The organism is Metabacillus lacus (assembly GCF_009674805.1).
Classification (GTDB): domain Bacteria; phylum Bacillota; class Bacilli; order Bacillales; family Bacillaceae; genus Metabacillus_C; species Metabacillus_C lacus.
The window spans coordinates 1-12,470 of the sequence record NZ_WKKI01000016.1; the positions used below are offsets into that span (position 1 = coordinate 1).

Consider the following 12,470-nt stretch of genomic DNA (forward strand, 5'->3'; position numbering starts at 1 on the left):
AAAGAAAATAATATCCAATTTTTGGATAACTGGGTTCAATTACAACCCCCTAGACTTTTTGGCTCTGAACGAAGAAGTTTGGATGGTAAAATTATACTTAAATTACATATAGAGTAAACTCGGTATACCCTTGTGGATATTTTTACAATGCTAGTGGAATTACTCCGTTTATTTCGGCTGATGTTCGGTATTTTTTTTGAATAGGCGGAATTACTCCGTTTATTTGGGTCGATATTCGGCGGCGGAGTTCCTCCGTTAATTCGGTTGATCTTCGGAAAAGGAATACCTCCGTTCAAATAAGTACAGCGCCTTTCACAAACCGCCTCCCCAACCTATCTAAAGCCTCTGTTTCTGCAAAATCAGAATCCCAAAATAAAAAACATTGAAGTCCCCAGTGGAACTTCAATGTTTTTTAAAATTATTGTGCATCAACGATTTCAGCTTTGTACATTTGCTTCTTATGCACTGTGATTCCGAGTTCTTTTGCCAGTTTTTTGAGTTCTCTCTCTTCCCTTTCGGTGACGATTGAGATCACTCTTCCCTTCGCACCTTGTCTGCCTGTTCTGCCTGATCTGTGTACATATTGGTCAGTGTCTTTTGCCAGGTCATAATGAATGACATTTTCCAGTCCCTGAATATCGAGGCCTCTTGCCGCTACATCTGAGGCCAGCAGCAGGTTGGATTTTCCGGAGCGGAAGTTTCTTAATGCTGCTTCTCTGTCGGCTTTTTTCGATTCACTGTGGAGGACGCCGTTTTCCAGACCTTTGTATTCAAGCTTGGATGATAGTACAGATAGCTCGCCAATATCCTTGATAAATGCGAGAGCTTTCATGTTCTGGGTTTTAATCAGCTTATCGAGTATGACGATTTTGTCGCGGGCTTCCGCCACAAAGTAAATGTGCTCCACATTGCCACGGTCAGCTTCCTTTCTTTCAACCGTGATGACCTCTGGATCCTTCATCAGCTGAAGCGCTTCTGAATGTGTTTTTTCAGGAAGTGTCGCCGAGAACAGCAGCAGCTGCCTGTCATTCAAGGTTGATTTAATAATTCCTTTTACTGTGTTGCTGTGTTCGGGAACAAGCAGGCTATCGGCTTCGTCCAGCACAATTGTTTTCACTTCATGCATTTTTAATTTCTTATTCTTAATAAGTTCAGAAATTCTGCCAGGCGTTCCTACAACGACCTGCGGGCGCTTTTTCAGCTTGTCCAGCTGTCTTTTCATATTCGCACCGCCAATGAAGGAAGCAGAAGCAATGCCGCTCCCCTCAGACCATTTTTGAAGCTCCTGAAGAATCTGCATCACCAGTTCGTGTGAAGATGCCAAAATAACAGCTTGAATATGTTTTTTCTCAGCATCTATTTTGTTCAGCAGGGGCAGCAGATAGGCGAGGGTTTTTCCGGTACCTGTCGGAGACTCTGCCAGAACATCCCTTCCTGCCAGGATAACTGGAACCGCCGCGTTCTGAATATCTGTAGCGTCCTCAAAGCCTGCTTTTTCCCAGGCTGTTTTTATAAAAGGTTTCATTGTGTTTACGTCCATTCTGTCTCTCCTTCAATTCAGGCTATAGCTTTGAAAGCTGTGCCGGTTCTATAAGCTATTATAAAGCAAAATGATCTGAAAAGAAAAAGCAGACAGCGGACAAGTCTAATTGCTTTCTCTCAATAATATATTGGTTGAGAAGGGAGTGAACCATTCATCATGTTTCAGAATAAAAAACTTACAAGAAGATTGCTCTATTTTTTTGCAGCTGTACTGCTGTTTAGCGGGATCGCCACAGGTTTTCTGTATCACTATACCAATAGGAGCCTTCCGGTGAGCTCCGGGCAGCTTGTGATACCCGGGTTAAAAGAGAAAGTGACTGTCTCAAGGGATGAAAAGGGAGTTCCCCATGTGTATGCTGAAAATGAGCAGGATTTATATATTGCCCAGGGATATGTACAAGCACAGGACAGATTGTTTCAAATGGACTTAAGCAGAAGACAGGCTTCCGGTACGTTGAGCGAAGCCGTCGGGGAAGCCGCTGTTGACCGGGATAAATTTTTTCGTACATTAGGTTTGAGAAGAGCAGCAGAAAAGTCATATCAAAATTATGAACATAACTCAAAAAAGGTGCTGCAGTGGTTTGCCGATGGTGTTAATGCGTTCATTCAGGACGCATCCCAAAAGGGCAGCCTTCCTCCTGAATTTACGGTGCTTGGGTATCAGCCACAGCCCTGGACGCCTGTTGATTCACTGACGATCGGAAAATATATGGCCTTCGACTTGGGAGGACACTGGTCCGGGCAGGCTTTCCGCTACTGGGCCCTTCAAACATTCCCTAAAGAAAAGGCGATGGAGCTGTTTCCTTCCTATCCCAAGGATGCACCCCATATTCTGGAGAGCTATCAGCAGGCAAAGCTGGATCTTGAGGACAGCTTTACTTCAGCTGTTATTCCCCCTGAGCATAATGGCAGCAATAACTGGGTACTCAGCGGAAGCAAAAGCGCTAGCGGAAAGCCTCTGCTGGCCGATGATCCCCACCTGTCACTAGGCACGCCTTCCATTTGGTATCAAATGCACCTAGCTACCGATGCTCTCAATGTGAGCGGTGTGATATTCGCTGGAATTCCCGGCATTATTCTTGGGCACAACAAACATATTGCCTGGGGCGTTACCAATACAGGACCTGATGTGCAGGATTTATATATAGAAAAGAGGCATCCCAATGATCCACATGTTTTTCTCTATAACGAGAAATGGGAAAAAGCAAATGTCATTGAAGAGCCCATTCGTGTCAAAAACGGAACTGCCATTCCATATGAAGTCATTGAAACACGGCACGGACCCATCATTTCTGAGTTTGCGCATGATCAGAAAAAGCGGACCGCACTCTCCATGAAATGGACTGCTCTTCAGCCCTCGGCTGAGCTTCAGGCAATTCTCAACATGAATAAAGCTCAAAATTGGAATGAATTCGAAAAGGCCCTGGAAGATTTTCATGTTCCTGCGCAAAATTTTGTTTTTGCTGATATTCATGGAAACATTGCCTATAAGGCAAACGGGAAAATTCCTATTCGCAAAAAGGGAGACGGTATGCTGCCAGTTCCGGGCTGGACAGATGAATATGAGTGGGAAGGGTTTATTCCTTACGAGAAATTGCCGAAGTCGGTGAATCCCGAAAAAGGCTATATAGCAACTGCCAACAACAAGGTTGTAAGCGACTCCTACCCTTACCATATCAGCCACCATTGGGCTCAGCCTTACAGATATATGAGAATAGCAGAATTTCTCGAAGAAAAAGAGACTTACACACTGGATGATATGCAGAATCTGCAAATGGACATCAAAAATTTATATGCAAAAGAATTTCTTCCCCGCTTCCTAATGAAACTGCAAGCTCTTCCACTGACGGAAATAGAAGAAGCTGCCCTAAGGGAATTAACTAACTGGGATGGTCAGGACGATAAAAATTCCCCTGCTCCGCTCATCTTTCATCTTTGGATGAAACAAATAGCTGATGTGCTTTTCAAGGACAGCATTCCAAAGAAGATGGACAAATTATTTGAGGGCAAACAAAGTATTACAGATGAATTGCTCAGAAGATCTTTTAGTGAAAAAGACCCTGTTTGGATAAAAGAAAAAGGCGGTATAAATAAAGTATTGGCTGTATCGTTTCATCAGACAATCAACAAGCTTGACGAACAGTATGGAAACGATCCAGCCACCTGGAAATGGGGACATTATCATCAACTGGATTTTCCGCATCCGCTTTCCTCTGCTTCAGGCCTGTTAAAATCAATATTGAATCCTGTGAAACCAACCCCTCTCGGAGGAAGCCAGATTACTGTCATGGCAGCAAACTACGGACAGGACGGCATTGTCCGCCACGGAGCTTCCTGGCGATTTACGATTGATATGGCCGACAGCTCAAAGGGGCATCATATTGTTGGACCCGGACAGTCCGGGCACTTCAGAAGCCGCTGGTATCATGATCAGTATCAGGACTGGGTTCAAGGAACATATCATATCACTGATTTGGACAAAAAACCTCAGCAGCCAAATATTCTATATTTGGTTCCAGGTTCGTAACTGGTTCTTTATGGACCAGTTTTTTTCATGGGTATTTTACGATTTTTAATGTTATACTGTGTGAGTTATGAAATGGAAAAAGTAAGGAAGTGAGCTGCATGAAACAGTTTCAGATCTTCTTTGTGCTCACAGGCATTATGATGATTTGGGGATTTAACGTTTCAGCTATCAAAATCATTGTTGAGGATTTTATGCCAATCACCATTACAGCTCTCCGTATTTTTATAGCGGGCTGTGCTGTGCTGTCCGTATTGGCTTTGGCAGGTAAATTTCGGCTGCCGGTCAGAAAGGAATGGAAGTTCATCACCATTGGCGCTTTGTTCAATGTTGTGGGGCACCATTATTTTCTGGCGGCAGGTCTTACCCATACTTCTGCGGTCAATGCCGGGCTTATTCTCGGGCTTGGGCCATTACTGACCGCACTATTATCTATGATGTTTTTGAGAAAAAAACCGACTCTCATCCGGTTTTCAGGATTTATCCTGGGTGCAGCAGGTGTAAGTGTCACCATTCTCGGGAACGGGTCGGGCCTTAGCGGGATGAGTCTTGGTGATCTGCAAATCTTCTTGTCTATCTTCTCTCAGGCTATTAGTTTTATCATTATCAGCCAGGCAGTGAAATCTCTTGATCCAAGGCTGCTCACCGGCTACATGCTGATATTCGGCTCTGCCGTCTTATTTATGATCAGCCTTGCAACAGAGCCCGGCGGACTCGCAAGCCTCGCAGAAGGATCTGCCCTATCCTGGTCTGTCATGCTGTCATCTGCCATTCTGGCCACTGCCCTCGGGCACATGACCTATAATGTGGCCATCAGCAGAGTTGGTGCAGCTGAAGCTTCAATTTTTATCAATCTCAGCACATTCTTCTCTCTGCTCGGTGCAGCCATCTTTTTGGGAGACCAAATCGTCTCTGCCCACCTGTTAGGGCTCGCCTTTATCATCACAGGAGTTGTCCTCGGATCAGGTGCATTCGAAGAAATAATCAGAAGAACAAAGCAGCAGCCAGTAAGATCTTAATGTATTCTTCAGAAAAAGCTCCGAATGCCGGAGCTTTTTTTATTATGAAGATAGGAACATAGTGAATTTCTTAGTCCCAATAGTTAAAGAGAATCTGTCCAATTGTTTCAGGACTCCAGAAAGAAATCTGTTTGACCTCTGCACTGTTTAAATCTGTACTCTTTAATGAAGCCAAATGAAAGGGGGCATTCAGTTCATCTGCACCTATGATCTCATAATGGGAAGAAAAAGGTTCATTCACAGCAGCAGGGCTGTTAGTGAATGCTATGCCTTCAAATCCCACCTCTGAAGCAAATGCTAGATATGGATAAACTTCATTCAGCAGAATATAAAAATGGTTATCCCTCATTTCAACATGTGCGCAGAAAAAGTTAGCTGGATATTGAGGTGGAGAAACATTGTTCACTTTTCCGTGATTATCACGTGCAAAATAATAGCACAATTCTTTGAATAGATGCCCATCAACCTGATGAGGTGGTGAATGATTGTCATCAGTAAAGCCTGTTATTCCATTGAGCAGAAGCTTTTCCATTGTCTTTACCCTTCTTTCTAATAGGGGAGGGGCTGTTTTACATGCCGGACGCTTTTTTTATAAGGGATTCTCAGGATGATAGAACAAAGTGATCTTCTTTGTTCTACTATTTTGCTAAATTCCAAAGATACTATAACAAACACCACCTTTTTGTTATACTATCTCAATTATAGTAGAAAACAAAACGACCCTCTTTGTTATACTATCTCGCTAAATTCCCAAGATACTATAACAAACACCACCCTTTTGTTATACTATCTCAATTATAGTAGAACAAAACGACCCTCTTTGTTCTACTATCTCGCTAAATTCCCAAGATACTATAACAAACACCACCTTTTTGTTATACTATCTCAATTATAGTAGAACAAAACGCCCCTCTTTGTTATACTATCCCGCTAAATTCCGAAGATACTATAACAAACTCCACCCTTTTGTTATACTATCTCAATTATAGTAGAACAAAACGACCCTCTTTGTTCTACTATCCCGCTAAATTCCCAAGATACTATAACAAACACCACCCTTTTGTTATACTATCTCAATTATAGTAGAACAAAACGCTCCTCTTTGTTCTACTATCCCGCTAAATCCTGAAGATACTATAACAAACACCACCCTTTTGTTATACTATCTCAATTATAGTAGAACAAAACGACCCTCTCTGCTCTACTATCTCGCACTATCCCAAAAACCATCCCCTAAATAACAGTAAAATGCCTCCACTCATATGGAAAGAGCGACTGATATTTGCTGTATAGAAATCTGTCGTCAATGAGGACGATCGTTCCTTTGTCTTCTTCCGTCCGGATCAGCCTGCCCCCGGCCTGAAGTACCTTGTTCATGCCGGGAAATGTATATGCGTAGTCGTAGCCGCTTTTTCCGATGCTATTGTAGTAATTCTTCATCAGGTTGCGCTCCAGTGAGAGCTGCGGCAAACCGACTCCTACTACAATCACCCCCTGCAGCGCATCACCGCGAAGGTCTATACCTTCTGAGAAGATTCCTCCCATGACTGCAAAGCCGATCAGCTGACTTTTCTCCTGCTGCTGAAACAATTTTAGGAAGTCCTCCCGCTCACTTTCCTGCATGATCCTGTTTTGCGCAATGGTTTTCACTTCGGGATAGATTTCAGTAAAGCTTTCATACAGATTGTCCATATATTGATACGATGGAAAAAACACGAGAATATTTCCCTCCTGTTCCAGGGAGGTGTTCCTGATTGTCTCCAGGATCTGCTGCTTTGTGGTTTCCCTGTCCTTGTACCTTGTGGACAGGGGCTTAATGTGAATCTTCAGGTTTTCTCTTTGAAATGGAGAAGGAATTGACTTGCTGTCATATTCTTCACCTGCGCCAAGGATTTCCTGAAAATAGTCGAGAGGCATCAGTGTTGCTGAAAAATAAATTTTAGCTTTGTAGCCTCTTCCCTGTTTTTGAAGAAGATGTGATGGATCCAGGCATAATAGTGTGACAACCACTTCGCTTCTTTCACAGTGAAACAGTGTTAAAAATCTTTCGTCATAGAGGCCTGAAATTCTTAAAAAATTACCGGTTTGAAAGAAAGTGTCCAGCAAAAGAGCGCTATCCTCCGCTCCCTGCAGCAACTGCTTTTCAGCGGCGCTAATAAATTGTTCAGCAAGCATAAGCAGCTCTTCCGGAACCTCTTCTTTCACCCCTTCCTTTTCTGGCTCCAGTTCCTTTCTGATCTTTAAAAGAAAGCTGTTCAGTGCCTTTGCAGCTTCATGCACTTCCCTGTTTTTCCCCTTCCATTCTCTTTGAAGCTGAAGAAAGGATGACTTTTCAAGCGTTGCAGAAAACATGCCCCTCGCCCTGTCCGGCAGGTTATGGGCTTCGTCCACAAGGAGAATACTGTTCTTTTTATGTTCCTCCAGAAAACGTTTTAATGAAATTCGCGGGTCAAATACATAGTTATAATCACAAATAATGATATCTGCCAAATAAGCGAGATCCAGCGAGTATTCAAAAGGGCAGACGGTGTGCTTTCTTGCATACTTCTGAATCACGTCTCTGGTCATCAGTGTTTCATTTCTGAGTATATCAAGAACTGCCTCATTGATTCTGTCATAGTAACCTTCCTGAAAAGGACAGGCACCGCTTTCGCAGTGAAATTGTTCTTTAAAGCACATTTTCTCCTTCGCTGTCAGAGTGACTGTATATGCATGCAGTCCGGCCTTTTTGAGAAGGGCAGTCGTTTCTTCTGCTGCAGTTCTTGTGATGGTTTTTGCAGTCACATACAATATTCTCTGCGCCAGCCCCTCCCCTATGCTTTTGATGGCCGGAAACAGTGTGGAAATGGTTTTGCCGGTCCCTGTCGGCGCCTGTGCAAACAAGTTTCTATTGTGGGCAATAGACTGATAAACAGCACCGGCAAATTCCCTTTGATTGGCCCTGTAGGAGGAAAAAGGAAAAGAAAGCTGTTTAATGGTTTCTGTCCGTTTTTTCGTATGATGTTCCCGCAGCTCTGCAAACGGGGTATAAATGGTGAGGACGTTCTCTACAAATGCTTTCAGCTCAGGCAGTGTGCAGATTCTTAAAAATCGCTTATGCTCTTCAGTTACCGCATGGACATATGTAAGCTGCACAGTAATCTGCTCCTCTTCTTCTTGAAGGGCGTACATATAGGCATAAACCATCGCCTGTGCCCAGTGAACTGGATAGCTGTCCTCTTCAAGCTCAGAAAGATCCCGTAACGTTGTCTTAATTTCATCTATGACCATGCCGTTGTCTGTTAAAAGGAGGCCGTCACATCTGCCTTCAAGAGCAAAAGTGTAGTCTCCGTGATTCACGATTGCGCTGAGATATTTTTCTTTTTCATCTTCATCACCGTATGCTGCCTGCACTTTTTGATGAAGTCTTGTTCCCTCAGACATTCTTACTGCTGATGTGAAGCTTGAAGAAATACTGCCGCTTCTGAATGCATATTCAACCAGTGTTCTAACTGATATTTTCACCTCGGTTTTCATACAATTCCCCTTTGCTAGGGACGCGGGGACGGTTCCCTTGTCCCATGATGATCTTATTTTACCAAAGAAAAGAAGCATCCATATGGTGAAAAGCTTTCACCTGGATGCTTCTCTTTTTAAGTTGTCTATTTCCAGTTAAAATGTTAAGGAATACACAATGCTTTCATAAGGGCGGAGCTTGATTTTCCCCTCTTCCTCAGCACTTTCCTCCCCATAGTTTCCGATCAGCTTTTTCTTTGTTACAAAGCCGCCAGCTTCTTCAGGCCATTCCAATGCTGTTTCATCACCGTAAAAGTTGTTGACCACCAGCAGCTTTTCATTGCCCAGTGTTCTGATATAGGCAAAAATGGAAGGATGATTTTCGAGAATCAGGTCATACGCTCCGTACACAATGATCTCATGTTTCTTCCGCAGCTCTATCAGCTTTTTGTAATGATAAAAAATAGAGTCAGCATTCTCAAGGGCACTTTCTACATTTATCTCATGATAATTCGGATGAACTCCGATCCACGGCTTCGCTTCCGAAAAGCCTGCATATTCGCTGCTGTCCCACTGCATAGGCGTTCTGGCGTTGTCCCTGCTTTTTGCGTAGATAGATGCCATAATGTCTTCATGCTGCTTTCCTTCTTCTAATGCTTCACGATAGTAATTAAGTGTTTCAATGTCTTTATATTCTTCAAGGGATTGAAATTGAATATTGGTCATTCCAATCTCTTCGCCTTGATAAATATAGGGAGTGCCCTTCATCATATGAAGAATGGTAGCCAGCATTTTCGCAGACTCTGTATGATATTCACTGTCATTCCCAAAACGGGAAACCACCCGCGGCTGATCATGATTATTCCAGTACAAGCTGTTCCAGCCGTTATTTTCGAGCTCCTTTTGCCACTTGGTTAAGTTTTGTTTCAGTTCCAGCAGATTCAGCGGTTTTAATCCCCACTTTGGTTTGCCGGGATATTTATCAAGCCCCATATGTTCGAATTGAAAAACCATATTCAACTCTTTGCGCTCCTCCCCTGTATACAGCAGGGCCAAGTCAGGAGAAACCTTCGGGCATTCACCAACTGTCATCATGTCGTACTGTGACAGTACTTTTTCATTCATTTCCCTTAAGTAGTCGTGCACTTTTGGACCGTTGAACTGATAATCCATCAGTACCTCACGCCCATTTTTATAGTCTTCATAGGAAGAGAGAAACTCTTTCTTTGAAATCATGTTAATAACATCCAGCCTGAATCCGTCTATTCCCTTATCAAGCCAGAATTTCATCATATTATACACTGACTCGCGGAGCTTTGGATTCTCCCAATTCAAATCTGGCTGCTTTTTTGAAAACATATGAAGATAATATTCATCTGTAGCTTCATCATACTCCCAGGCTGAGCCCCCGAATGTGGCCTTCCAGTCTGTTGGAGGACCGCCATTTTTCCCCGGTCTCCAAATATAATAATCACGATACTCGTTATCCTTGGATTTTTTCGATTCCATAAACCAAGCGTGCTCATCTGACGAATGATTCACTACCAGATCCATGACAAGCTTCATTTCTCTCCTATGCATTTCTGCCAGCAGAGTATCCCAGTCCTCCATGGTGCCGAATTCTGTCATAATTTCTTCGTAGTCGCTGATATCATAGCCCATGTCATCATTCGGAGATTGATAAACCGGCGAAAGCCAGACAACGTCTATGCCCAGGTTTTTCAAATAATCCAGCTTTGTCAAGATTCCCGGGATATCCCCGATGCCGTCTCCATTGCTGTCCATAAAGCTGCGGGGATAAATTTGATATACAACACTTTCTTTCCACCATTGTTTACTCATAGATGTTCACTCCTTGTATGTCTATATACTACTTACACTTTGTCTGATACAAATATTGTGGGGCAGAATCCGTTTTTCATACAACAATTCGCCTGCTTCAATTCCCTGTATCATCATATTTGCTGCCTCCCGCCCCAGAGCTGTATAGGAATACTGAACTCCTGATAACGGGATAATGGAAGCCTGGGCCAAATCAGTATCATCCAGACCCATCACTGACACGTCTTCCGGCACCCTGTAACCGTGCTGAAGCAGACAATTTACAGCACCGACAGCCATGCCGTCATTTCCCGCCAGTACTGCAGTAGGCTTTTCTTGTTCATTAAGAATTTGCTTCATCAGCGTGTATCCGTCCCCAATATGATAGGAGCCCCTTTTTTGAAGTGCAGGACGCAGATAGACACCATACTCTTTTAATGCTGCTTTTACACCGTTTTCTCTCAGTACAGCACTGTCCGAGCTTTCCGGACCTCCTATATAGGCAAACCTCCTGTGCCCCAAAGAAAGCAGGGAGGATGCGGCTTCTTTCGCAAGCTGAAAATTGTCAAAACCTGCATTGGAAATACCTGCACTGTCCGTATCCTGCATTAGAATAACCACCGGGAAAGGTAATTTTTTCATAATCTTTTCATGTTCCTCTGTAAACTGGCGCGTTGCAAAGACCATGCCTTCAACCCTTTTCTGCCTGAACAGCTCTATCTGTTTCATTTCATTTTCAAAGATGCCATTGGAACCGGCAATGAGAAGACTGTAGCCATTTTCACTCAATTGCTCATTTAACCCGTTTACGGCTTTTGGTATTCCTTCCCCTGTCATCGCATGAACAATCAAACCAATGAGATTGGTTTTCTTTTCAGCTAATTCCCGAGCCAAAACATTGGGGCGGTAGCCTGTCTGTTCAATCAGTTCTTCGATCTTTTTCCTGGTGCTTTCTTTCACTTTTCCGCTATGATTCAGCACCCTTGAAACGGTTGCGGTGGAGACTCCCGCAAGCTTCGCAATCTCCTTCATATTTAAATCATTCACTTTCATCATGAACCCTCTTTTAAATTGCATATAAAATGTAATGCATTACATTCCTCGTAAATAAGTATAGGAGAAAAAGAGATCAGGGTCAAACACATCTTAAACCTCCTGAAATGACTCTTATGTTACAAAATATTTACACCAATGTTTCTGTAAGCGATTTTCCTGAAGAATCCTGCTGATATAAGGAACTTTAGTCTTCCAGAATAGGAAAATTATTATATACTTTCCCTTTTAAACACATAATTAGCCAATAATTGTTACATTTCTCTATTTAACTGTAATAAAAATAGAATAACACTGAAACACCCCTGTCATATAAAACTGATATCTTAAGTCATTATAAGAACAACAACAAAAGGGGACTTTCAATTTTGAAAAAGTTTATTGTAACACTCTCAACTGTTATGCTTTTGTCACTTGGGTTTTCTGGTCAAGCTTTTGCCGCAAGCTATAAGGTTCAATCAGGCGATACGTTGTGGAGCATTGCAAAGAAAAACAAAGTTACCGTTGCACAGTTAAAAAGCTGGAATAAACTTTCATCAGATAACATTAAGCCCAATCAAGTTCTTCAGCTTTCCGGAAAGAGTGCACCAGCTGCTGCTTCTGCAAAAAATTCTGCTCCTACCCAAAACTATAAAGAACTGACAGTAACAGCAACTGCCTACACTGCAAGCTGCAAAGGCTGCAGCGGCATTACAGCTACCGGCATTAACTTAAAGAAAAACCCAAATGCAAAGGTTATATCCGTAGATCCGAGAGTCATTCCGCTTGGATCAAAAGTATATGTAGAAGGCTATGGATATGCGATTGCTGCTGATAAAGGCCATGCAATTAAAAACAATAAAATTGATGTATTCTTCTCCTCTCATTCAACCGCAAAAAAATGGGGAGTTAAAAAAGTGAAAATTAAAGTGTATCAATAATCAATAGAATACGAAAAAGGGTGTTCCAATAGCAGATGCTGGAACACCCTTTTTCGTATTTGTCGTTTCAGCTTATATTGGAACACGATTGATCTC

The 12,470-nt window shown here is 42.7% G+C and carries 8 protein-coding genes; 3 read left to right on the top strand and 5 right to left on the bottom strand.

All coding sequences use genetic code 11. The features are described from left to right. Positions 1-418: 418 nt before the first annotated feature. A complete protein-coding gene (locus tag GJU40_RS09945; RefSeq protein WP_154307608.1) occupies positions 419-1,540 on the bottom strand; it encodes a DEAD/DEAH box helicase in 1,122 nt (373 codons plus the stop codon). Positions 1,541-1,699: 159 nt separating this feature from the next. Here GJU40_RS09945 and GJU40_RS09950 point away from each other — a divergent pair, with 159 nt between their 5' ends. Together GJU40_RS09950 and GJU40_RS09955 are read left to right on the top strand one after the other, a co-directional pair. Further along, complete coding sequence (locus GJU40_RS09950; protein WP_154307609.1) at positions 1,700-4,069, top strand: penicillin acylase family protein; 2,370 nt, start codon at positions 1,700-1,702, stop codon at positions 4,067-4,069. A gap of 98 nt (positions 4,070-4,167) precedes the next feature. After that, positions 4,168-5,085, top strand: coding sequence for a DMT family transporter (locus GJU40_RS09955; RefSeq protein WP_154307610.1), 918 nt, complete (start codon positions 4,168-4,170; stop codon positions 5,083-5,085). A 70-nt stretch (positions 5,086-5,155) separates the two neighbouring features. On the opposite strand, the gene GJU40_RS09960 is transcribed toward GJU40_RS09955, so the two are convergent. The 4 genes from GJU40_RS09960 to GJU40_RS09975 form a co-directional block, all read right to left on the bottom strand. Continuing rightward, complete coding sequence (locus GJU40_RS09960) at positions 5,156-5,617, bottom strand: hypothetical protein (protein WP_154307611.1); 462 nt, start codon at positions 5,615-5,617, stop codon at positions 5,156-5,158. 701 nt (positions 5,618-6,318) lie between these two features. Then, positions 6,319-8,601, bottom strand: a complete 2,283-nt coding sequence (locus tag GJU40_RS09965) for an ATP-dependent DNA helicase (RefSeq protein WP_154307612.1) — start codon at positions 8,599-8,601, stop codon at positions 6,319-6,321. Positions 8,602-8,736: 135 nt separating this feature from the next. Next, entirely contained in the window at positions 8,737-10,422 is a 1,686-nt protein-coding gene (locus GJU40_RS09970; protein WP_154307613.1) for a glycoside hydrolase family 13 protein, read from the bottom strand. A 21-nt stretch (positions 10,423-10,443) separates the two neighbouring features. Then, entirely contained in the window at positions 10,444-11,457 is a 1,014-nt protein-coding gene (locus GJU40_RS09975) for a LacI family DNA-binding transcriptional regulator (protein WP_170289373.1), read from the bottom strand. Between the two features lie 365 nt (positions 11,458-11,822). Between GJU40_RS09975 and GJU40_RS09980 the strand changes: the two genes are divergently transcribed. Further along, complete coding sequence (locus GJU40_RS09980) at positions 11,823-12,374, top strand: 3D domain-containing protein (protein ID WP_154307615.1); 552 nt, start codon at positions 11,823-11,825, stop codon at positions 12,372-12,374. Positions 12,375-12,470: the final 96 nt, after the last annotated feature.